Annotated in this window: 20 protein-coding genes; 8 read left to right on the top strand and 12 right to left on the bottom strand. The window is 61.6% G+C overall.

The features are described from left to right. Positions 1 to 8: 8 nt before the first annotated feature. Together BLL38_RS00575 and BLL38_RS00570 are read right to left on the bottom strand one after the other, a co-directional pair. Positions 9 to 503 carry a DUF934 domain-containing protein gene (locus BLL38_RS00575; RefSeq protein WP_076960821.1) on the bottom strand — a complete coding sequence of 165 codons (495 nt, stop codon included), beginning with the start codon at positions 501 to 503 and terminating at the stop codon, positions 9 to 11. After that, the gene (locus BLL38_RS00570; RefSeq protein ID WP_076960820.1) at positions 500 to 2,170 is read right to left on the bottom strand and encodes a nitrite/sulfite reductase; all 1,671 of its coding nucleotides are present in this window, start codon (positions 2,168 to 2,170) and stop codon (positions 500 to 502) included. Before BLL38_RS00570 ends, BLL38_RS00575 begins: the two co-directional genes overlap by 4 nt. 239 nt (positions 2,171 to 2,409) lie before the next feature. On the opposite strand from BLL38_RS00570, the gene ccoN reads away from it, so the two are divergent. Further along, entirely contained in the window at positions 2,410 to 3,837 is a 1,428-nt protein-coding gene (ccoN, locus tag BLL38_RS00565) for a cytochrome-c oxidase, cbb3-type subunit I (protein ID WP_076960819.1), read from the top strand. Then, positions 3,837 to 4,058: a cbb3-type cytochrome c oxidase subunit 3 gene (locus BLL38_RS00560; protein ID WP_076960818.1), complete on the top strand. Its 222-nt coding sequence runs from the start codon at positions 3,837 to 3,839 to the stop codon at positions 4,056 to 4,058. Before ccoN ends, BLL38_RS00560 begins: the two co-directional genes overlap by 1 nt. Before the next feature lie 58 nt (positions 4,059 to 4,116). Here the strand turns inward: BLL38_RS00560 and BLL38_RS00555 are convergent, their stop codons facing one another. The 5 genes from BLL38_RS00555 to BLL38_RS00535 form a co-directional block, all read right to left on the bottom strand. Further along, a complete protein-coding gene (locus tag BLL38_RS00555; protein ID WP_076960817.1) occupies positions 4,117 to 4,611 on the bottom strand; it encodes a hypothetical protein in 495 nt (164 codons plus the stop codon). Between the two features lie 157 nt (positions 4,612 to 4,768). Further along, a complete protein-coding gene (locus tag BLL38_RS00550) occupies positions 4,769 to 5,104 on the bottom strand; it encodes a hypothetical protein (protein ID WP_076960816.1) in 336 nt (111 codons plus the stop codon). 120 nt (positions 5,105 to 5,224) lie between these two features. Beyond that, positions 5,225 to 5,767, bottom strand: coding sequence for an isopentenyl-diphosphate Delta-isomerase (gene idi, locus BLL38_RS00545; protein ID WP_076960815.1), 543 nt, complete (start codon positions 5,765 to 5,767; stop codon positions 5,225 to 5,227). A gap of 72 nt (positions 5,768 to 5,839) precedes the next feature. Further along, a complete protein-coding gene (locus tag BLL38_RS00540) occupies positions 5,840 to 6,637 on the bottom strand; it encodes a class I SAM-dependent methyltransferase (protein WP_076960814.1) in 798 nt (265 codons plus the stop codon). Then, on the bottom strand, positions 6,634 to 8,859 hold the full coding sequence (locus tag BLL38_RS00535; protein WP_076960813.1) for a cytochrome P450: 2,226 nt from the start codon (positions 8,857 to 8,859) through the stop codon (positions 6,634 to 6,636). The genes BLL38_RS00540 and BLL38_RS00535 overlap by 4 nt, the downstream gene beginning before the upstream one ends. A gap of 412 nt (positions 8,860 to 9,271) precedes the next feature. On the opposite strand from BLL38_RS00535, the gene BLL38_RS00530 reads away from it, so the two are divergent. Next, positions 9,272 to 9,973 carry an aspartate/glutamate racemase family protein gene (locus tag BLL38_RS00530; protein ID WP_076960812.1) on the top strand — a complete coding sequence of 234 codons (702 nt, stop codon included), beginning with the start codon at positions 9,272 to 9,274 and terminating at the stop codon, positions 9,971 to 9,973. On the opposite strand, the gene BLL38_RS00525 is transcribed toward BLL38_RS00530, so the two are convergent. From BLL38_RS00525 to BLL38_RS00505, 5 genes are all read right to left on the bottom strand, one after another. Then, positions 9,961 to 10,473 carry a GNAT family N-acetyltransferase gene (locus BLL38_RS00525; protein ID WP_076960811.1) on the bottom strand — a complete coding sequence of 171 codons (513 nt, stop codon included), beginning with the start codon at positions 10,471 to 10,473 and terminating at the stop codon, positions 9,961 to 9,963. The genes BLL38_RS00530 and BLL38_RS00525 overlap by 13 nt on opposite strands. Before the next feature lie 75 nt (positions 10,474 to 10,548). Next, positions 10,549 to 11,268: an HNH endonuclease family protein gene (locus BLL38_RS00520; RefSeq protein WP_076960810.1), complete on the bottom strand. Its 720-nt coding sequence runs from the start codon at positions 11,266 to 11,268 to the stop codon at positions 10,549 to 10,551. Beyond that, the gene (locus tag BLL38_RS00515; protein ID WP_076960809.1) at positions 11,265 to 12,536 is read right to left on the bottom strand and encodes an AAA family ATPase; all 1,272 of its coding nucleotides are present in this window, start codon (positions 12,534 to 12,536) and stop codon (positions 11,265 to 11,267) included. The genes BLL38_RS00520 and BLL38_RS00515 overlap by 4 nt, the downstream gene beginning before the upstream one ends. Positions 12,537 to 12,638: 102 nt before the next feature. Beyond that, complete coding sequence (locus BLL38_RS00510; RefSeq protein ID WP_076960808.1) at positions 12,639 to 13,781, bottom strand: glycerate kinase; 1,143 nt, start codon at positions 13,779 to 13,781, stop codon at positions 12,639 to 12,641. 115 nt (positions 13,782 to 13,896) lie between these two features. Continuing rightward, positions 13,897 to 14,997 carry a sugar diacid recognition domain-containing protein gene (locus tag BLL38_RS00505; protein ID WP_076960807.1) on the bottom strand — a complete coding sequence of 367 codons (1,101 nt, stop codon included), beginning with the start codon at positions 14,995 to 14,997 and terminating at the stop codon, positions 13,897 to 13,899. Between the two features lie 170 nt (positions 14,998 to 15,167). Between BLL38_RS00505 and BLL38_RS00500 the strand changes: the two genes are divergently transcribed. The 5 genes from BLL38_RS00500 to BLL38_RS00480 all read left to right on the top strand — a co-directional run bounded on the left by BLL38_RS00500 (position 15,168) and on the right by BLL38_RS00480 (position 22,934). Further along, a complete protein-coding gene (locus BLL38_RS00500; RefSeq protein ID WP_076960806.1) occupies positions 15,168 to 16,478 on the top strand; it encodes an MFS transporter in 1,311 nt (436 codons plus the stop codon). A 359-nt stretch (positions 16,479 to 16,837) separates the two neighbouring features. Then, positions 16,838 to 18,967, top strand: coding sequence for a TonB-dependent receptor family protein (locus BLL38_RS00495; protein WP_242627582.1), 2,130 nt, complete (start codon positions 16,838 to 16,840; stop codon positions 18,965 to 18,967). Between the two features lie 16 nt (positions 18,968 to 18,983). Next, a complete protein-coding gene (locus BLL38_RS00490) occupies positions 18,984 to 20,696 on the top strand; it encodes an ABC transporter substrate-binding protein (RefSeq protein ID WP_076960805.1) in 1,713 nt (570 codons plus the stop codon). Further along, positions 20,693 to 21,616, top strand: coding sequence for an ABC transporter permease (locus BLL38_RS00485; RefSeq protein ID WP_076960804.1), 924 nt, complete (start codon positions 20,693 to 20,695; stop codon positions 21,614 to 21,616). The genes BLL38_RS00490 and BLL38_RS00485 overlap by 4 nt, the downstream gene beginning before the upstream one ends. A gap of 76 nt (positions 21,617 to 21,692) precedes the next feature. After that, positions 21,693 to 22,934, top strand: coding sequence for an acyl-CoA dehydrogenase family protein (locus BLL38_RS00480; protein ID WP_076960803.1), 1,242 nt, complete (start codon positions 21,693 to 21,695; stop codon positions 22,932 to 22,934). Positions 22,935 to 22,946: the final 12 nt, after the last annotated feature.

Below are 22,946 nucleotides of genomic sequence, written 5' to 3'. Positions count from 1 at the left end.
GCAGAGGGCTACCGCCGGCGAAACAACGGCCGCGGCTCAATCACCGAGCGGCCATAGCTCACACTCATGCCCGCCAGGCCCTTGAGCGCATCGGCGGCCGAGCGGTCCTCGCGCACGGCAAACCCATCGAAACCACACTGGCGCATATGGCTCAGTTGGTCGCGCAGCACATCCCCCACCGCCCGCAACTCCCCCTGCCAGCCCATGCGGGTGCGCAGCAGATAGGCCTGGCTGTAGGCACGGCCATCGCGAAAGCTGGGGAAATCCAGGGCAATCAGCGGCAATGCATCCAGCCACGGTCGCAGGTGTTCCACGTCATCATCCGGGCCGAGCCACACCGCGTCCTGCGGTGGGTCTGGTGCAATGCGCCGGCTCAGCCACAGCGCCAGCGGCAGAATCAGCGCGCCCTCGGGCAGCGGCCCTTCGGCATCGCGCACCAGGGTCCAAGGGTCATCGTGCTTGATCGCCGCCACGCCCTGCTCCAGGCTCAATAGATTGTTCATACCGGCTGCACCACGCTGCCATACACCCGCTCCTTGAACGGCTCCAGGCCGATGCGTTGTACGGTGTCGATAAAGGGTTCGTCGCTTTCCCGGTAGCGCACGTAGGTGGCGATCAGACGTGAGATCACATCCGGGATCTGTGCGGCACTGAACGAGGGGCCAATCACCTTGCCCAGCGCGCTGGCCTTGCCCTGCGCACCGCCCAGGGTGATCTGGTACCACTCGCTGCCGTTTTTATCGACGCCCAGGATGCCGATATTGCCGATGTGATGATGCCCGCAGGCATTGATGCAGCCAGAGATATTCAGGCTGATATCGCCCAGGTCATGCAGGTAGTCGAGGTTGTCGAAACGCTGCTGGATCGCCTGGGCGATGGGGATCGACTTGGCATTGGCCAGGGCACAAAAGTCGCCGCCGGGGCAGGCGATGATATCGGTCAGCAAGCCGATATTGGCGCTGCCCAGCCCTTGCTCACAGGCCAGGGTCCACAAGGCATGCAGCCGCGCCTTGGGCACGTCCGGCAGCACGATATTCTGTTCGTGGGCGATGCGGATTTCACCGAAGCCGAACTGTTCGGCCCACTGGGCCACGGCGTCCATCTGCTCGGCCGTCACGTCCCCCGGCGGCGCGGCAATCCCCGGCTTGGTGGACAGCACCACACTGGTATAGCCCGGCACTTTGTGCGGCTGCACATTGCGGGTTACCCAGCGGGCGAAGGCCGGGCTGTCGGCCATGTGCGTGCCAAAGTCCAGGTCGGTATCGGGCAATGCCTGATAGTCCGGTGGCACAAAGGCTGCGGCCACGCGCTGGTACTCGTCCTCGGTCAGTTGCGCCGGGCCATCGCGCAGGTGCTGCCACTCCTCCTCCACTTCCCGGGAAAACGCCTCGATGCCCAGGGCCTTGACCAGGATCTTGATCCGCGCCTTGTACTTGTTGTCGCGCCGGCCATGGCGGTTGTACACGCGCAATACCGCCTCGACATACGACAGCAGGTGCTGCCAGGGCAAGCCGTCGCGAATCTGCAAGCCCAGGATCGGCGTGCGCCCCAGGCCACCGCCCACCAGCACGCGCAACAGCATCTGGCCGTCGGCGTCCTGATAAAGATAAAGGCCGATGTCATGCATCATGATCGCCGCCCGGTCCTGGCGCGCCGAGCAGATGGCGATCTTGAACTTGCGCGGCAAAAACAGGAACTCGGGGTTGATGGTCGACCATTGCCGCAGGATTTCTGCCAGCGGGCGCGGGTCCAGCAACTCGTCGGCGGCCACCCCGGCAAAGGCTTCGGTGGTGATGTTGCGCACACAGTTGCCCGAGGTCTGGATCGCATGCATGTCGACTTCGGCCAGGCGCTGGAGGATGTCGGGCACCTGCTGCAACTCGATCCAGTTGAACTGCATGTTCTGCCGGGTGGTGAAGTGGCCGTAGCCGCGATCGTAATCCCGGGCAATGCTCGCCAGGGTGCGCAGTTGCTGCGCACCGAGGGTGCCGTAGGGGATCGCCACCCGCAGCATATAGGCATGTTTTTGCAGGTACAGGCCGTTTTGCAGGCGCAGCGGCAGGAATTCTTCTTCGCTCAAGTCGCCAGCGACAAACCGTTCGACCTGGTCACGGAACTGCGCCACACGCTCGAAGACCAGGGCCCGGTCGTACTCATCGTACCGATACATCTCGCTACCTCATCATGGCTGACCGCGCTCGACGGCAGCGGTTTCTATGGGGGCGACTATGCACCTACAGCTCAAGACGTCACAGATTCAGCTAAAAACTAAAAAACCATATCAGCCATGGAATACCCCATGTTTTAAGGGATAAATTCTGATCCGTATTAATGTAGTTTTTCTGAGCCTGTTTTGTTTTTCATGGATTTCCTACAGTGCCCGGGACTTGAAACCATGGAAGACTGACCATGAGCACAGCATCAACCGGGCAGGCCTATAACTATAAGGTCGTCCGTCAATTCGTCATCGCCACCGTGGTATGGGGCGTCATCGGCATGGCCATGGGCGTGTGGATCGCCTCGCAACTGGTGTGGCCGGACATGAACCTGGACCTGCCCTGGACCACCTTCGGCCGGTTGCGACCGCTGCACACCAGCCTGGTGATCTTCGGTTTTGCCGGCAGCGCGCAATTTGCCGCCAGCTACTACGCGGTACAGCGCACCTGCCAGGTGCGCCTGTACTCCGACTGGCTCGCCGCCTTTACGTTCTGGGGTTGGCAATCGGTGATCGTGGTCATGCTGGTCACCCTGCCCCTGGGCTACACCACCACCAAGGAATACGCCGAGATCGAGTTCTCCGGCGCGGTGTGGATGACTGTGGTGTGGGTGGCCTACGCCATCGTGTTCTTCACCACCGTGGTGCAGCGCAAGACCCAGCATATCTATGTAGGCAACTGGTTCTTCGGCGCGTTTATCGTGGTGATCGCCATGTTGCACGTGGTCAACCACCTGTCGATCCCGGTGGACTGGTTCAAGTCCTATCCAGTGTATTCCGGGGCGACCGACGCCATGGTGCAGTGGTGGTACGGGCATAACGCGGTAGGGTTCTTCCTGACCACCGGGTTCCTGGGGATGATGTATTACTTCGTGCCCAAGCAGGTCGGGCGGCCGGTGTATTCCTATCGCCTGTCCATCGTGCACTTCTGGGCGCTGATCACCCTGTATATCTGGGCCGGCCCCCACCACTTGCACTACACCGCGCTGCCGGATTGGGCGCAATCGCTGGGCATGGCCATGTCGCTGATCCTGCTGGCGCCCAGCTGGGGCGGGATGATCAACGGCATGATGACCTTGTCGGGCGCCTGGCATAAATTGCGCACCGACCCGATCCTGCGGTTCCTGGTGCTGTCGTTGGCGTTCTACGGCATGTCGACCTTTGAAGGGCCGATGATGGCGATCAAGACGGTCAACGCCTTGTCCCACTACACCGACTGGACCATCGGCCACGTCCACGCCGGCGCCCTGGGCTGGGTGGCGATGATCACCTTTGGCTCGCTGTACCACATGATCCCGAAAATCTTCGGCCGCGAGCAGATGTACAGCGTACCGCTGATCAACCTGCACTTCTGGCTGGCCACCATCGGCACGGTGCTGTACATCGCCTCGATGTGGGTCAACGGCATCACCCAGGGCCTGATGTGGCGGGCGATCAACGATGACGGCACCCTCACCTACTCGTTTGTCGAAGCCTTGCAGGCCAGCCACCCGGGGTTTGTGGTGCGGTTTGCCGGTGGGGTGTTCTTCCTCGGCGGCATGCTGCTGATGGCCTACAACACCTGGCGCACCGTGCGGGTGGCCGACTTGAAGGTGGCGCAACGTGATGCGCAGATCGCCTGATGTGGGAGGTCATTTTTAACCTGGTGGCGGTGATCTGCCTGTATGGCGCCGTGGAATACTGCCTGCGGGACCAGTCTGGAGCAGAGCTGGATGAGGCGAGCCTGATTCCGTTCGCCGACGACCCGGAGGTGGCGCGGCGGGTGGAGTTGGCGACGGGCAAGCCGGTCAAGTCGGTGGCGCCTGAAGAGGCCAAGCCGGGTTGGGGTAATGTAGAGGTCTGAAGGTAAGTGTTGGGCTTGTGTGGGAGTGGGCTTGCCCACTCCCACATTGGCTTGGGGATCAGCCGCGCTCGCGCGGAATCAGGCTCTGCAACTGCAAGGCCAGGAAATTGGCATCAAAGGCGAAGGTGTCCGGGTCTTTCAGGCCATTGGTTTTCTTCCACAGCCAGTCATCGGAGCCCGGCAGCAGTACCAGGGATATGCTGCCGTAACGGGCAGCGGTCAGGCCCATGACCGACAACGCAATCAACCCACCCACCCCCATCACCTCCGGCACGAACTCCACCGGTTTGCCGGCAATCTCGATGGTCAGCTTCTCGCTCTTGAAGGTCGAAGTCTCCACCGGCACGCTCGGGCCGGACGCCACATAGGCTTCACGCCGCACCTCCAGCAACCCATCACTCTTGACCGGCGCCAGCCATTGCTCGATCTGGCCATACAGCTCGGTGATTTTCCGGGCCCAGTGGGCAGACTGCACCTCGAACTGCTGGCGCTTGTGCGCTTCGCTGTCGGCGTAATGACGAAGCATCTCGCCCAGTTGCTGTACATCGTCCATTGCGGGTTTCCTTGGGTGAGCCAGGTTGCAAGGCCTGATCATGGCAGATGCGCCCGCTCGGCGTATGACTAAACACCAGCCTGAGGCACGGGCCGGTGTTTACAAGCGCCCCGGCCTCAATGTGGCTGCAATGGAAGATGCGGTTGACCTGCCAGCCCTAGGCTGCGGTTTCACGGGGGGGATAATACGCCACGGCTGAACGATGAACCGCGCGCCGGTTATCGTAGGCGCCATAGTCGATGTGCAATTCCCTCGCCTTGGGAAGTTGGCTCTTATCAATCTCAATCACCATGGGCCGCTTCAAGTTGTCTTGTTGCAAGGCCAGGTAGATCGCAATGCCATGGCCCATCGGCGTACGCAGAAAGAACACCACTTCTTGTCCCTTATCAATGTTAGGAATCGCTTGCGCGGTGATCGTAAGTTTATCGCCTGTCTCGGTAATTTCGGCCGCAGGCAGGCCGTCGAAGCTAAGAAAGTCGTATGTATTTTGCATTTGGCAACCCTCATCATGTCAATGGATCAAGCCTTCAAGGAGTAGGCTTGGTTTCCATTAACAGGGCCCAAAGGCCTACCGTCTACTGTCATAATTAACAGGTTTATACGTGTAGCTTGATCAGATCTGCAATGCAGGTACATCGAACGAAGGATGCTCCGATAAAAGGCGACGCCACTCCATCCGAAACCAGGGCGTGAATTGCCCTTGTGCTTCTGAAAGTTGAGCCGATATTTCAGCCCGCGTCCACCACTGGATCTCGCTGACTTCTTGCGCTGCCGGGTAAACCAAAGCGTCAGATTGCGCAATCAGCACATGACAAAATTCGTGCTCCGCACCGATCGAACCAAAACGTGCATGGTACTCAAAACTATATAAAAAGCGGCAGGAGGCACAGATGCCTAACTCCTCACGCAGACGACGAGAAGCGGCATCCAGCACAGTCTCTCCAGGTGCCGGATGACTGCAGCACGCATTCGACCAGAAACCTGGCCAGAGCATTTTACCGGCAGCACGACGTTGAAGTAGGTGACGCCCGCCACTGTCGATCAAATGCACTGAAAATGCGCGATGACGCTTTCCCGTTCCCAGGTGTGCGAGGCGTTTGTCACAAACTCCGATCTGTACATCGTGCGCATCAACTAACACTACATCATTGGTCATTCTACATTCCCTTCGGTGCAGTACATGTGCCCTCCCCCCATACATTGTTTTCGGGTACGGGGTTTACCCAAGTCAGGTGACTTGTCCCCAGGCGCTGACGAACGTCAACGCTGCTTCAGTGAATCCTGGATCGGCACGCAGGTTGACCATGGCATCAAGATCGTCTTGAGTGAGTAACTGGCGTTTCAGCAGCGCTGGCCCAGCCTGCGCGGTGGTTGCAGCCCAGAAGGCATCGGCTGGGCCGTTGTCACCGATTCGGCCTTCGAGGGTGCGATGCCCAACCCTGTAGAGTCCCCGATCACGTAATCCATCGGGAAGCGTATCGGCCCATAGCATGTCGGAACCGATGGTCTGCTCCAGCAGGGTGATGCCGGCCTGGGCGACTTTTCGGAACACCGGGTTCGCCGTTCTCAAGCTCGGTCGCAGACTCACGTCTTCGATCACCAACCAACCACCCGGGCGGACCCAGGTAGCGGCTCGCGTCAATATGTCTTCGCGTTCACCGAGGTGACACAGAAGCGCCCGAGCATGTACCACGTCAAAGGAGGCAGCGGGAAAACCATCGGTCGCCGCATTATGGGTCATCACCTCAATGCCGGGGATATCGGTGAGGAATCGGGTGTCGATGTCTGTGGCGGTGACTGTCGCGTCGGGATATCGCTTGCCCAGCCAGCCAGCGAGGGATCCGGCACCGGCGCCGAGATCGAGGATGGCAGGTTTTTGCACAAGATCCAGCTGATTAAAAACCGCATGGCTCAATGGGTCAAAGGCACGCTCCAGGGTGCGCAGCCGTGCCAATTGGCCTGCGTGCGGATCGGCAAGATAACTGCTGGTGTAGCCGAATTCCTCAGTGGAGTCAGTCGTGGTCACAGTACAACCTCCAGTTGCTCAGGGCAGCGATTGAGGAATCCGCGTTCGGTAGGCGTAAACCCCGGAGCCCAGCGCATGTTTGGAAATGTCTGTAGCAGCATGCGAGCACTGATAGTAATTTCCATCCGTGCGAGCATCGATCCCAGACAGAAGTGACGCCCCGCGCCGAAGGCGAAATGACTGGTCGCCTGTTCGGTACGCGACATGTTGAACGTGTCTGGGTCGATGAATTGGTCCGGGTCACGGTTGGCCGAACCGATAAGACAGGCCAGGGTCGCGCCGGCAGGAATCGTTCCCGACGGCAGTTGCAACGATTCACGGGCTTCCCGGAGTACCAGTTGCAAAGGAGGGTTGCGTCGCAGGGTTTCGGTGAGCGCATTATCCATCAGGTCTGGATTGGCCATCACCGCCTCTTTAACGCCAGGCTCGCTCAACAGGTTGACAATCAAATTCGCCAGGGCTCCGTGACTGGTCTCGCTACCCGCAGTCATCAGGATCGCGCAGTAGGACCGCACGAACGTCTCGGACAACGGCTGACCGTCAATCCGGGCCGCCAGGAGCTGCGAGATCAAATCATCTGAGGGTTCAGCACGGCGGGCATCGATGTGTGGCTGGATGAAGTCATAGAAACTGTCTCGGTTGGATAACCCGCCGGTCAACAGTGCCGGGTCCTGTCGATAGTTGCCCATATAAGCAAAGCCGACCGCACACCAACGCTTTAACCGCTCCACCTCCTCGAGGGTTTGCGCCGGGAGACCCAGCGCACGAGCCATCACCCGCACTGGCAGCGCTGCCGTGAAATCGGCAATGAGGTCCACCTGGGATCGGCCATGCATGTGCGCCAGAAGGTCTGTGGTCACCGAGGTGATGGATGCTTCAAGCGCCACAAGGGCCTGACTGCGGAACGCAGGGCTAAGCAACGCTCGGTGCTGAGCGTGCTCGCACCCATCCATAGTGACAATAGTGTGTCCAAGCAGCGGTCCAATCTGCCAACTGTAGTTGTTGTTGCTCACCCCAGGCTGGGTCAACACGGCTTTGACGTCCACATGCCGACTGACCAGCCACACATCGGTGGGCTCGTCGTAAACGATCGGTAGAGTGGTACGTAAACGCTCATACAATGGATACGGGTCGATTTCAAACTGACGGGATTTAAGGGTTGGCGGGGTCAGTTTCAGATCCACTTGCCGGTTGTCCTGTGCCGAAGCGTCGGTGGTTTGCAGGTGATAGCGAGAAACGCTGCGGTGCCAGTCAGCCGCCGCCCGGACAACCTGACTCAGCCGATCCGGGTCGGTCGCGGCGGTCCGCCGTTGATTGGCGTGCCGGGCGGCGACCACCGTGAACTGCGCAACCGCCGTGTTCACCATCTGATGGGCGGATTCAAGCGCGGCAGGCCAGCCTATGCCACGGGTATTGGCGAGTATTGACACCAGGTTGAAGCGCTCACCACACACCACATCTTTGGCAATCGAATGGATGTCGTTTGTCCAGGCAATCATATCGGCAGCATGCTCACGCAGCGTGCTCCACCATTCGGTGTGCGCTGGATGCTCGTACGGGTCGAGCGTTTCGGCCGCATCGATGAGATCAAAAAAGAACAGTGCGCCGAAAGAGTCCCGGCGCAAAGGCAGGTACTCAGCCAACGTGAGCGACCTGTCGGCTTCCCGCAGGCGTACCAGCGTCGCCTGCGCACGCAGATGCTGGATCAAATGTTGCACGAGCCTGTGGCGCCAATGGTCGCCTCCCAGGCACTGGGTCCGAGGCCACAGATCATCGGCCAGAACAACGAGCATCGGGTCATCAAATCGGCTGATCTCACCTGATGGGTCAGCATCCCCGCTTTCGGTCAAAGCCTGCACGGCAATGATAAAGCGATCCAGCGCACCGTTTTCCGCCCAAGGGCCATCATCGATTCGGTCATCAAGAGTGAGCGCCCACAGATACCAGCACACCAGAATCTCGGCTCGGGGTGTGGGCGCCCTTGCACACAATGCAACTCCCAGTTCGAGTAGCGCAGTGGTGCTCAACCGGTGCGCACCGCGGCGTCCGATCAAGCCGTACCGCTGCGCCCAAGCGAGAGCCTGTGTGCGCAACGGCTCACTATCGGAACGCGGTGGCGCAGCAGCGAATGGAAGCTGGATCTCGGGAATAATGAGCGGTGTCGGCGGTAAATGATCGCTTTGGCCGGTGCCAGGATCGCCTTCGCTGGGTTGCAATGCCATAAGGGATTCCTCTTGAATCAACTGTCGATAAGATTGGGCTCCGGCTGCAACGCCTGCCGTGACGGTGAAGCAAAACAGGGAGTATTTTCTTCAGCCGGCCTGATCTTGCTCAAAGTTAACGGCCTGGGATGTGGGCATTGCCTTAAATCGATTCAGACAAAACCTCGCAGAGTGAGGGGTAAGTCGCCATCGGCCTGGCAAATGTATTGCCCCTCGCCCATGCTGATTAGATACGTGCACTGAATCAAAAAATACTGTCATTTCTTACAGGTATGGACGAGTCAACTCAGCACGCAAACAGTGCTCGGCAATCACCGTTGTTTGAACTGTCCTGGTGAATGGGTTGGCAACTGCGTATGACTAATCAGCCGTCAATGAGTAAGGTGAAGCTCCCCCTTGTCAGGAGCATCACATGCGCACCATCGGCCTTATCGGCGGCATGAGCTGGGAGTCCAGCGCCGAGTACTACCGGATCATCAACCAGCAGGTACGCGACCGGCTGGGGCCGCTGCGCTCGGCACAAATCCTGCTGTACAGCGTCGACTTCGGCCCGGTGGAACAAGCCCAGCACGCCGGGCGCTGGGATGACGCGGCGCTGATCCTGCAAGACGCCGCACGCCGCCTGCAAGCCGGTGGTGCGGACTGCATCGTGCTGTGTACCAACACCATGCATCTGCTGGCACCGCAGATCGAAGCCTGCGTGTCGGTGCCGTTCCTGCATATTGCCGATGCGGCGGGCGCGGCGGCGGTGCAGGCCCAGACCCTGACGGTCGGCCTGCTGGGCACAGCGTTTACTATGGAACAGGACTTTCTCAAGGCGCGCCTGGCGGCCCAGGGCTTGCACGTACTGGTGCCCGACGCAGCAGAACGCTGCGCCGTGCACCGGATCATTTATGACGAGTTGTGCGTCGGAGTGATCAGCGAAGCCTCACGCCAGATATACCAGCAGGCCATCGCCAACCTCGCGGCCCGTGGCGCCCAGGCGATTATCCTGGGGTGTACCGAGATCGGCCTGCTGATCAAGCCCGAGCACAGCGACCTGCCGTTGCTGGACACCACCGCGCTGCATGCGCAGGCTGCGGTGGCGTTTGCCCTGGGCGATCAGGCGGTCTGACGCAGGCGGGCCATGCTCAAGGCATCGACAAAGACGCCGTCACGCACGGCGTAATCACGCAGCCGGCCCTCGGTCTCGAAACCGAACTTACGGTACAGCGCCTGGGCCGGCTCGTTATCGGCGTACACCGTCAGTTCCACCCGGCGCAGGTTCATCCAGTTGTCCGCCACCTCCAGCGCCGCGCCCAACAACTGAGTGCCCACGCCCTTGCCCTGCCAGGCCACCGCCACCCCCATGCCAATGCCGCCGATATGGCTTTGCCGACTGCGCGCATATTGCTCCAGGGTACAACTGCCAATCACCTCGCCCGCCTGCACCGCCACCAGCCTGAGCAGTCGCTCATTGGTATCGGCCAGGCGCTTGCGCCACACCTCCAGTGACTGGAACGGCATCTGCAGCACCTGACGGCACACGGCCGGTTCGTTGTAGAGCGCACGCATGCCTTCGAGATGGGGTTCGGCAAAGCGCTGGATCACGATCTTGGGGTCAGGTGTAGGCATTGTGTTTCATCCTTTGAAAGACAAGTGGCCGAGCAGTGTAGGCGCCCGCTACCGTCCTGGGGAATACTCGATCTATCAATGCCTCGGCAGACCACGGGTACGTGCCGCCTTCTTTTCGTATTTTTGAGCGTGCAGCTCTGCTTGCTGCTTGAGGGCCAGGCAGTATTCAAGAAGACATTGATTGGCATCAGGGACTTCAGCCTCATCGCACAGGCGCCTGGCTGCCGCTGCGGAGATAGGTTTGCCACGTGGCATCAATCGCCCCCTGATTACAGCCTTTCGGTTGTTGACCAGTGTGGCGTGATTGAGCTTGAGCACCTCCACGGTTTTGACCGCTTCAGGTGAAAGCCCCTCGACCCTGCCATCACTGGAAAACCGGAACTGCTGGCTGGCAGCAGGAGACAGCGGCGAGACAAAAAGCCCTTTAGCCGGGTCGTAGGCCTTCTTCTCTATCGCGCCGTACTCACAAGCCACACCTGACTGGCTAGCGGGATAACAGGCAACCATATTGTCGTAGGCAATACTCTTGGCCTCATGCTCCGCTTGCGGAAGCACATGTTCAATATGGCAACTGAAAATCGTCCCCTGCCCCCTCGCCAGGCACTCATCAGCGGTCGGCAATCGGCGCAGGGTATAGGCACAAAGATGAAACTGCTCCAACAGCAGCGCTTTGCGAACGGGCTCGCCCGGAAAACTACTGCCCCGGCCATAAAACAGATTCTGGGGTGTCTCTCTGTTTGCTCTGCGCCAGTCGATCAGTTCACGGGGTTCCGCACCTTTTCTGATCGACCTCACGCTTCATCCTCTTGCGTCCACCTCAGGGAATCAAGACTGGCCTGGACTTCAAGGATATCGGGGATATCTCCAATATCCTGTCGTAGCGACTCAATACCGGCTTGAGCAGCGTCCAGGTCGTCGTCATCCAGATGGAGATGGATTTTTTTAAGTTGCTCGCTCACGTCCTGGTTTTGTGCAAAGCCGCCCATCAACTCTTCCACTACTTCACCACTGCGAAGCCCGAGTGACCGCTCTGGATGCCCGAGGTACCGACCCTCCTTGAGCAACATGATTGCGTTGGCGGGCAGTTCACCGAGGATTTGCGGGGAGTGGGTAGTGATGATGAATTGGCAATTGGGGAAGGTTTTTTCCAGATTGGCCACGACGGTACGTTGCCAGCCTGGGTGCAGGTGCAGGTCCAGTTCGTCGATCAGAACTACGCCACTGCCTTTGAGCGGATCGACAACCTGACGGTTCAGCAATGTAAGCCTGCGAGCCAGATCTCCCACCATCGCCAGCAGGCACTTTTCGCCGTCCGACAGTTGCAGAACGTTGAACTCAAGATTGCCTTTAAGGACTGTCATTCGCAACGCAGGCTTGCGGCGGACCCTGACATCCTTGAAGCCAGTGAACGTTTCGATGGCGCGACGAACTGCAGAAAGCTCCGGGTCACGATACCCTGGCACATCCCGAGCCTTTTCGTTTTCAAGGTCTTCCTGGTTGCGAAACCAAATGAAGAACCGCTTGAAGTCAGCGCCGCCGTGACCAAGGGCGTCGTCATACCCCTCAGCGATGGCATTGACCAACTGCTCTCTGATGCGTAATGGCACATCCAGAACAGCGCGATGGACATCGTAATAAACCGCCAGTGGCAACTGGACCGGTGCTTCGTCAACAAGCTCGTGACGCAGGACATCGATCTCGATGGAGCCAGCAGCAGTATTCAACTGGCTCAAGTCGCTGCTTCGTTCCTTGGGATGCTTACCTGCCTTACGGTTTAAAGCGATCGCCCAATCAACTTCATTTGCCGCAAACCTGGCGACTAATTGCAGGCGCGTATAGTCAGCGCCAACCTTGATATCGTCCTTGGAGATAGCCCTGGACTTTGAAGCCTGCCCCACGATCCGCGAGGTCAAATTCGACAGCGTAATCGCCAACGCATCCAGAATCGAAGACTTGCCCACCCCATTGACCCCGACCAAAGCAATAGTCTTCTTGCCCTCAAAATCAAGCTCGACGTGCTCGATGCCACGGAAATTGACGAGAGTAAAACGCTTGATCTGCATGATCGGCTTCCAACATCCCCGGCCAGGTCAGCCAGTCTTCAAAGTAAGCAGCGATCATAGTAATTATCGGCCGCCCTGTCACGGCGCGCACGGTTACCCCTATCAATCCCCCCGCACCGCCAAGCGCCACACCCGTGCAATATCCGCCGCCCGCTCGCGCAACAGCCTCGGCGCTTCGCTGCAGGCCTGCTCCAGGCTCATCGGTCCGCCAGGCAAGGCGAACGCGGCGTCGACGCCATGGGCGTACATCTGCTCGTAACCCTCGCCCAGGGTGCCGGCGATCACGATCACCGGCACGCCGTGCTGTTTGGCCACCCGTGCCACGCCAAACGGGGTTTTGCCGCGCAGGGTCTGGGCGTCGAAGCGGCCTTCGCCGGTGATCACCAGGTCGGCGTCGCGCACGGCGTTTGCCAGGCCCACCAGGTCGGCGACCACCTCCACGCCCGGGCGGAACTGCGCGCCAAGGAAGGCCTTGGCGGCGAAGCCCAGGCCACCGGCGGCGCCGCTGCCGGGCTCGTCGCGCACGTCCCGGGGCAAGACCTGGGCGCAGTGCTCGGCAAAATGGCCGAGGGCTTGGTCCAGTTGCTCGACCTGCTGAGGGTTGGCGCCCTTTTGCGGGCCGAAAATCGCCGAAGCACCGTGGGGCCCGCACAGAGGGTTGTTGACGTCGGCGGCGATGTCGAAACGCACCTGGGCCAGGCGTGGGTCCAATTGCTCAAGATTGATCCGTGCCAGGCGCGCCAGGGCCAGACCGCCACGCGCCAGGGCTGTGCCTTGGGCGTCGAGCAGTTGCACGCCCAGGGCCTGCAGGGCACCGGCGCCGCCGTCGTTGGTGGCGCTGCCGCCAATCGCCAGGATGATCCGCCGGGCCCCGGCATCCAGGGCCGCGCGGATCAGTTCACCGGTGCCGAAGGTGCTGCTGGCACAGGCATCGCGCTGCCCCGGCGCAACCAATTGCAGGCCACTGGCTTCGGCCATTTCGATGATTGCCGTGGCACTCTCGGCCAACCAGCCCCAACGCGCCTCAACGGTGCCGCCCAACGGGCCTTGCACGGTGCAACTGCGCAACTCGCCCTGGCAGGCCGCAAGGACCGACGCCACCGTGCCTTCACCGCCGTCCGCCATCGGGCACTGGATCAGTTCGGCATCCGGCCAGACCTGGGCCAACCCTTGGGCAATGGCCTGGGCGACGCCGGCGGCGCTCAGGCTGTCCTTGAACGAGTCGGGGGCGATGATGACTTTCATGGGCTTTCTCCGGTTTTTATGTCGCCCATGCTGCCAGTTGGCAGCGGCAATGACGCCTGTCCGATGCACAAGCGTGGCTGGGGTTTGTTGTTCATTTCTACAAAAGTGCCGGCACCTACGGGGATTGGGGCAACAGCTGCACCCCCAGGTACAGCGCGAGCATGCCGTCCAGGGTCAGGGGATCGACACCGCTCAGTTCGGCAATGCGCTCCATGCGGTAGCGCAGGCTATTGCGATGGATGCCCAGGGCGTCGGCGCAGGCCTGGCTTTGCCCATCGTGCTCGCACCAACTGCGCAGCGTGGCCTGCAGTTGGCCGTTGCTGTCTTTGGCCAGGACCTTGCGCAACGGGTTGAGCAACTCATCGAGGGCATCGTCGGTGCGATGGCGCCAGAGCATCACCGGCAAGCGGTAGCGATTGAGGGTCAGCAGGCGCGACTGGGGCAGTATGTCGCGGCCATAGGCGAGCAAGTCCGCCACCCGCCGATAACAGCGGCGCAAGCCGGCCAACCCATCGGCCTGGCCACCCACGGCGACCCGCAGGATGTTCCAGCCCGCAGCATCGAGTTTTTCCAGCAGGCGCGGGTTATCCATCGGCACCGAGGCCGGGCGGCACCAGAGCAACGAAAACTGTGCAGAACTGACGCACCAGCTGTCCGGGTAACGGGAGGCCAGCCAGGCCGCCAGGGCTTCGGCGGTCTGCCCCGGGCCCAACTCAAACAGATAGGGGGTGCGCGACAATTGCGGCTTGAGCCCCAGTTGCTGGGCCTCATCCACCAGGCGCGGCGATTCGCCGCTGTCGGCCAGCAGCAACGCCAGCAGATCATCACAACGCTGGCGTCGCCATTGCTGCTCGGCCTGTTGATGGCGCTGGCTGACCAGCATCTCGGCGGTCATGCGCACCAGTTCGGCATAGGTGCGCAGCAGTTGCGGTTCCCCACTGATGCCCAGCACCCCGATCAGGCGCTGGTCATGCAGCAGCGGCAGGTTGATCCCCGGCGCCACGCCCTTGAGGTGCTTGGCGGTCTGGCTGTCGATTTCCACCACGCGACCGTTGGCCAGCACCAATTGCGCGCCCTCATGGCGGGTGTTGATACGCTCCGGTTCGCCGCTGCCAAGGATCAGGCCCTGGCTGTCCATGACGTTGACGTTATAGGGCAAAATGGCCATCGTGCGATTGACGATGTCCTGCGCCAGGTCATGATCGAGCTCGAACATGGGGCTAAATTCCTTGAAAGCGCTGCATTAAGCGATTGGTCAAAGGCACAGCGCAATGGATGGATCGCTGTGCGGGGGCACAAAGACACGGCACCGTCCCGTGACCGAGACTCTTGGGGCGATCAACGTTACCCGCGCATCGCGAAAAATCATAATAAAGAGAGAACACCATGTCACAGAGCGCCGCCGCTACCCTGGCCAACGATGACGACAAAAACGCCGTCTACAAGCGCATCACCCTGCGCCTGATCCCCTTTATTTTCATCTGCTACCTGTTCAACTACCTGGACCGCGTCAACGTCGGCTTTGCCAAGTTGCAGATGCTCGACGCCTTGAAGTTCAGCGAGACCGTGTACGGCCTCGGTGCCGGGATCTTCTTTATCGGCTACGTGCTGTGCGGCGTGCCGAGTAACCTGGCGCTGACCAAGTTCGGTCCCAGGCGCTGGATTGCGCTGATGATGATCACCTGGGGCACCCTGTCCACCTGCCTGTTGTTTGTGACCACACCGACCCACTTCTACACCTTGCGCCTGTTTACCGGGGCCGCTGAGGCGGGCTTCTTCCCCGGCGTGGTGCTGTACCTCTCGCAGTGGTTCCCGACCTTCCGCCGCGGGCGGATCATGGCGCTGTTCATGTCGGCGATCCCGGTATCGGGCCTGCTCGGCAGCCCGTTCTCCGGCTGGATCCTCAACCACTTCGCCGCCGGCCAGGGCGGCCTGGCGGGCTGGCAGTGGATGTTCCTGCTGCAAGGTGTGCCCACGGTGATCCTTGGCGCCCTCGCCTACTTCCTGCTCAGCGACAGCTTTGCCAACGCCAAATGGCTGACCGCCCATGAACGCGCAGTGCTTGAAGCCGACCAGGCCACCGACCTGGCCAACAAACCCAAGACCACTACCGATTCGCTGCTGCAAGTGTTCAAGAACCCGGCGATCTGGGCCTTTGGCCTGATCTACTTCTGTATCCAGAGCGGCGTGTACGCCATCAACTTCTGGCTGCCGTCGATCATCAAGAACATGGGCTTTAGCGATAACCTGGTGATCGGCTGGCTCAGTGCAATTCCGTATTTGCTGGCGGCCGTGTTCATGCTGGTGGTGGGCCGCTCGGCCGACCTGCGCAAGGAGCGCCGCTGGCACTTGGTGGTGCCGATGCTGATGGGCGCTGTCGGCCTGATCATCGCGGTGAACTTCGCCACCACCCCGGCCATCGCGATCCTTGGCCTGACCATCGCCACCATGGGCGCCCTCACCGGCTTGCCGATGTTCTGGCCAGTGCCCACCGCCATGCTCAGCGCCGGTGCTGCAGCGGGTGGCCTGGCATTGATCAACTCCATGGGCCAGATGGCGGGCTTCTTGAGCCCGTACGTGGTGGGTTTTGTGAAGGATGCCACCGGGTCCACCGACCTGGCGCTGTACCTGCTGGCGGCGGTGATTGTCGCGGGTAGTGTGCTGGCGTTGCGCATGACCCGTACCTTAAAAGCCTGACACGGTAAAAAATGTGGGAGCGGGCTTGCTCGCGATAGCATCACCGCGGTGTAACTGATACACCGAGGCGTCTGCATCGCGAGCAAGCCCGCTCCCACATGGGGTTCACGCCGCCGTCGATATCCCCCCCGCTAACCACATTGACCCGCTCTGGCGCGGGCCCTCCAGCACTGTTCAAAATCCAACAGCCGTTCAACACAGGTGTATTTTTTTGGCATAAGTGGCCCGCTGGTTAAAACCAAACACCCCACAAAAACGCCCCGCTGCTCTTGGCATGCTTTCTGCTCTATCCCTGCCAGAGATTGACTATACGAATAGAAACTCGCCTCCACTCGTAGCCAATCACAGGGAATGCACAATTGAAGTTGATCTCAAGGCCTCTGCCTCCACTCGCCTCCCACTCGTTTAAAACCGCCAGCGCCCTGACCTTGATCCTCGCCGCCCAATGGGCCCACGCAGAAGATTCACGCCTACAGACCGTGACGGTGCAGGCCAGCAAGATCACCGCCAGCGAAGAAGCCCGGCTCAAGCTCGACGAGGTGGCCGGCGGCGTCAGCCTGGTCAAGGCCGCCGAGGTCGAACGCGGCCGCTCGGCAACCCTGGAAGACACCCTCGCCTATCAGCCCGGCGTGTATGCGCAGTCGGCGGGTGGCAACGATGCAATCAAGATTTCCATCCGCGGCTCCGGGGCCAATACCTCGCCGGGGTATTTTCGCGAAGGCACCAAGTTCCTGTTCGACGGCCTGGCCCTGACCGGTTCCGGCGGTACGCCCTATGAGTTGCTGGAAACCCAGGGCCTGGACTACACCGAAGTGCTGCGCGGGGCCAATGCCTTCCAGTACGGCGCACTGTCGTTGGGGGGCGCGATCAATATGGTGACCAACTCCGGCCTGACTGCGCCGGGCAATCACGCGCGCTTGGAGGCCGGCAGCTTTGGCTGGCGCAAGCAGCAACTGAGCACCGCCGGTGTAGTCGGCGATGGCGACTACTACGTCAGCCTGAGCAACTCCGAACGCGACGGTTACCAGGACTGGACCTTCACCAAGGCCAAGGGCGTGGTCACCAACTTCGGCTACCGCTTCAACCCCAAGCTGCAAACGCGGCTGTTCGTGCGCTATCGCGAGGAATACCACGAAAGCTCCGGCACCCTGACCAAGGCCCAGCTCAAGCACAACTCATCGCACACCAACCCGGTGGCCCTGGCCAGCCGCGATGACTCAACCAAGCGCGGCTCGACCTGGGTCGGCAGCAAGACCACCTACACCTTCGACGATGACGCCACCCTGGATTTTGGCCTGGTCTATCACAACTACCCGCAGGTGCTGTACCGCAAGAGCACGGTCAACCCCAACTACTGGGACTGGCGCGACCTGAACCTGTCGCTGACCTACAACCGCAGCGACCAGATCCAGGGCCATACCAGCAATACGTCCCTGAGCCTGACCAGCACCCAGCACCTGCAGGCCGGGGTCAAGACCTACAACGGCAACCCGGCCGCCAGCACCTACGGCGCCTTGCAGAAACAGGCGCGCTACACCGGCTCGTTCGACCGCGTGTTTGCCGCCGGCAATGACCTGCAACTGACCGACCGCCTGTGGCTGTCCACCGGCCTGTCGCTGAGCCAGATCAAGCGCGATATCGAGGTGCGCTACTCGGACCGCGCCAACACCTCGCCCTACCCCGACCACTATAACTACGACAGCTGGAACGTCGCGCCGCGCCTGGGCTTGCGCTACGAAATCACGCCGAACTTCCAGGTATTCGGCAACGTCAGCCGCTCTATCGACCCGCCCAACAGTTGGTCGTCGTCGGGCTCCGGGGTGGCCAGCAACTACGCCAAGACCCTCACCGAGCAAAAGGCCAATACCGTGGAGTTTGGCGTGCGCGGCAAAGCCGGAATTTTCGACGGCAGCCTCGCGGTGTATCGCTCGTGGATCAAGGACGAACTGCTCACCGTCGAAGTGATTCCGGCCACCCGTACCACGGCGGCGGTCAACTCCACGTCCAACGCCAGCCCGACCATCCACCAGGGCATCGAAGCCGGCCTGGATACCCAGCTGTGGCAGAGCGCACGCGGTGAAACCGTCAACCTGCGCCAGGCCTATACCCTCAACGACTTCTACTACCGTAACGACGCGCGCTTTGGCGCCAACGAGCTGCCGGGGCTGCCCAAGCACGTGTACCAGGCCGAGCTGCAATACCGCCATCCGGACGGGTTCTACGCCGGGGTCAATGTGCGTTCGGTATCGAGTACCGCCGTGGACTACGCCAACACCCTGTATGCGCCCTCCTACACGATTTTCGGCGCCAAGCTGGGGTATGAGGCCCCGAGCAAGAAATGGCAGGTGTACCTGGACGTGAAAAACCTCACCGACCAGAACTACGTCACCGCCATCCAGCCGATCTATGACGCCCAGGGCAAGGACGTTGCCGCGCTGTATCCGGGGGACGGCTTTGGCGCCTTCACCGGTGTGGCGTTCAACTTCTAAGGTGGGAGCCTTGACGATGCCGATCAATCACTGGAGCCGGTTTGGCCTGCTCCTGGGGTTGCTGCTGGTGGGCGCCTGCTCGCCGGACACCCCACCGCCCAGCTCGATGCAACGGGTGGACGGGCACCTGGACGCCCAGGGCCTGCTCAGCTACGACCCCAGCGACTACCACCAAACCCGCCAGGGCACGCCGGGCGGCACTCTGCGCATGTCGGCCGCGCTGGATACCGGCACCTTCGATGTGCATTCCAGCTACCACGGCAACGTGCAATGGCTGGCGCGCATCGTCTACGACTGCCTGCTGTATCAGGACGAGCACGGCAAACTCTCGCCCTGGCTGGCCAAGTCCTGGGACGTCTCGCAAGATGGCAAGACCTACACCTTCCACCTGCGTGACGACGTAACCTTCAGCGACGGCGAAAAATTCAACGCCGAGGCGCTGCGGGTCAACCTGGAACATATGCGCGACCCGGCCACCAAATCCCCCCTGGCCGCCGCCTATATCGCGCCCTACATCGAGGGCCGGATCATCGACGACTACACCTTCGAGGCCCGCCTGCGCGAGCCCTACTCGCCGTTTTTGTATGTGTTGGCCCAGTCCTGGCTGAGCATGGTCTCGCCCAAACAGATCCGCGAAGCGCCCAGGAGCATCGCCGAGCACCCCATCGGTTCCGGGCCGTTCGTACTGCAAAGCTACACCCGCGAACAAGGCGCGACCTTTATCAAGCGCGCCGATTACCACTGGGCACCGCCGGTCACCCGGCACGTCGGCCCGGCCTACCTGGACCGTATCGAGCTGAACATCGTCCCCGAGGCCATGACCCGCTACAGCACCCTGCAATCCAAACGCTCGGACTTCACCCTGGATGCCCCGGCGCAGAATACGGCGGCGATGCGCGCCTCGCAGAACCTGGTGGTGCGCAATCGAATCCGCATGGCCAGCCCTTATCGCAGCCTTACCTTCAACACCCTGCGCTTCCCGTTCGACGATGTGCGGGTGCGCAAGGCCATCGCCCAGGCCATCGACCGTGACGGCCTGGCCTGGATTGCCGGGTTCGGCGAGTTCTTGCCCAAGAGCGATTACCTGGCGGTGAACACGCCGTTCTACGACCCGGCCTACCGCGATGTCTTGAAATACGACGTTGACGCCGCCAACCGCCAACTGGACGAAGCCGGCTGGACCCAGCGCGATGCCCAGGGCTATCGGCTCAAGGACGGCCGACGCCTGACGGCGCAACTGCTGGGTTTTGAAAGCCCGTCATTCCCCAGCAACGTTGCGGTTGCCGTGCAGGCGGACGTGAAGAAAGTCGGCATGCAACTGACCATTCAAATGCTGCCCCTGGCCCAGCTCAGCGACCGCCGCACGGCGGGCAACTACGACGCCATCGGCGGCGGCTATTGGCACACCAACACCCCCGACGGCCTGTACATCCTGTACCACAGCGACTCGCGCGCCTCGCCAGGCAAAAGTGGCAACAACCTCAGCAACCTCAGCGACCCGCACCTGGACCAACTGCTCAGCGCCGCCCGCCGCGCCCATGACCCGTTGCAATTGCAGGCCCTGTACAGCGCCGCGCAACAACGCCTGACCGAAATGGTGCCGGCGGTGCCGGACTTCGAGAGCCAGGTGCTGATTGCCTATCGCACGGCGGTCAAGGGGCTGATCTTCGACACCGTGCACAACACCCCATTTTTTACCAGCGTCTGGCTGGACCAGGAGGCACCATGAAACGGCTTGCCGCTCGACTACTGGCCGGCCTGGGCGTGCTGTGGGGCGCGGCCACCCTGACCTTCGTTGCCATCCATTTCAGTGCCGGCGACCCGGTGCTGGCGATTCTCGGCGGGCCGGACGCCATCCCCACCCCGCAGCAACTGGCCCAGGTCCGCGAGGAATACGGCTTTGACCAACCGTTGTGGGTGCAATACGGGCGCTATGTGGGGCGGATCGCCCACGGTGATTTCGGCGAGTCGTACCGCTTGCGCATTCCCGTCACCGAGGCCATCGGCAAGCAGATTGGCGCGACGCTGCAACTGGCCCTGAGTGCGGCGCTGCTGGCCATCGGCCTGGCCCTGGCCAGCGCCGTGCTTACCGCCAAGCGCAATCCCTGGGTGCGCCGTGTGGCTTCGGCTAGCGAGCTGGTGTTGTCGTCATCGCCGTCATTCGTGCTTGGGATTTTGCTGTTGCTGGTGTTTTCGTTCCAGTGGCCGGTGCTGCCGCCGGCAGGCTCCAACGGCTGGCAAACCCTGATCCTGCCGACCCTGGCCCTGGCGCTGCCGATTGCCGGGATGCTCAGCCAGGTGTTGCGCCAGGAGCTGGAAGACATCCTCGAGCAACCCTTTATCGCCATGGCCCGCGCCCGTGGCCTGTCGCAGACCGCCGTGCGCCTGCGCCACGCATTGCGCCATGCCCTGGTGCCGCTGGTGACCTTGTCTGGCTTTATCTTCGCCAGCCTGCTGGGCGGCGCGGTGGTCACCGAAATGCTGTTTGCCCGCCAGGGTATCGGGCGAATGATGCTCGATGCAGCCGTGGCCAAGGATGCGCCGGTGGTGCTGGGGATCACGTTGTTGGCGGCGCTGGTTTATGTGGTGGTGAACCTGGTGGTGGATGTGCTCAACGGGTTGATTGATCCACGGGTTAAACCGCGATGACGGCTGATTCACACAGGCTGCTCCCACAGTGGATCACCGACAACCTCAAATACTGTATTCAAGTAAGGAACCGACTATGAGCGACACCCCACTGCACACACGCTTCGCCCCGATTTTCCAGCGCATTGCCCAAGGCGCGGTGCAACGTGAGCAGGAGCGCACCCTGGCCTTCGACGCCGTCGATTGGCTGAAAACCGCAGGTTTTGGCGCCCTGCGCGTACCGCGCAGCCAGGGCGGCCTCGGCGCCAGCCTGCCGGAGCTGTTCGCCTTGCTGATTGAGCTGGGCAGCGCCGACTCGAACCTGCCCCAGATCGTGCGCGCGCATTTCGGCTTTGTCGAAGGCCGGCTGGTCAGCCTGGATCGCGACTCCCAGGCATACTGGTTGCCCAAGGTGGTCGCCGGGCAATTGTGGGGCGCGGCCATGGCCGAGCGCAGTGACACCACCAGCAACTCGGTAACCCTCAAACCCACCGCCGAAGGCTGGCAACTGGACGGCCAGAAGTATTACTGCACCGGCACCTTGTATGCCGACTGGATCGCCGTGGCCGCCGCCGACGGGGCCGACTTTATCAGCGTGGTGGTGCCCACCGATGCACCCGGCGTGACCCGCGTGGATGACTGGGACGGTTTTGGCCAGCGCCTAAGTGGCAGCGGTACTACACGCTTCGACCAGGTGACGGTGCTCGAACATCAGCTACTGCGCCGCTTCAAGCCCGACGAACTGCGGGCCGAGTCGTATATCTCGGCGTTCTACCAGTTGTTCCACCTGGCGACCCTGGCCGGGATCGCCCGCGCCGCGTTGCGCGATGCCGTCGAATTTGTCCAGGGCCGCACCCGCGCCTTCGGCATTCCCGGGCAATCCAGCCCGCGCCTGGATCCGTTGGTGCAACGGGTGATCGGCAAGCTGTCGAGCCTGTCCTATGCCGCCGACAGTCTGGTGCAGAGCACCGCGCAGGTGTTACAAACCACCCATGAGGCCGTGCTCGACGGCTCCATTAGCGAGGCACACTATGTCAACGCGGATGTGCGCACCTACCAGGCCCAGCAAGTGATCCTGCCCCTGGTGCTGGAAGCCACCAGCCTGCTGTTCGAGGTCGGCGGTGCCTCGGCCACCAGCCAGGTGCGGCGCCTCGACCGGCATTGGCGCAATGCCCGCACCCTGGCCTCGCACAACCCGGCGATCTACCGCGAGCGGGCCCTGGGCGACTTCTACCTCAACGATGTCAGCCCCGCTGCCGCCTGGCGCGCCGCCCAGGCACAGGCGGTGGCCGACCACCCCGAACAGGCCAGCGCCCGCGATGAAGCCAGCGCCGTCTAACCCCAGGAACCT

The organism is Pseudomonas gessardii, assembly GCF_001983165.1.
Classification (GTDB): Bacteria; Pseudomonadota; Gammaproteobacteria; order Pseudomonadales; family Pseudomonadaceae; genus Aquipseudomonas; species Aquipseudomonas gessardii.
Note: the sequence above shows the minus strand (reverse complement) of the source record. Positions and strands in the feature narration are given on the sequence as shown.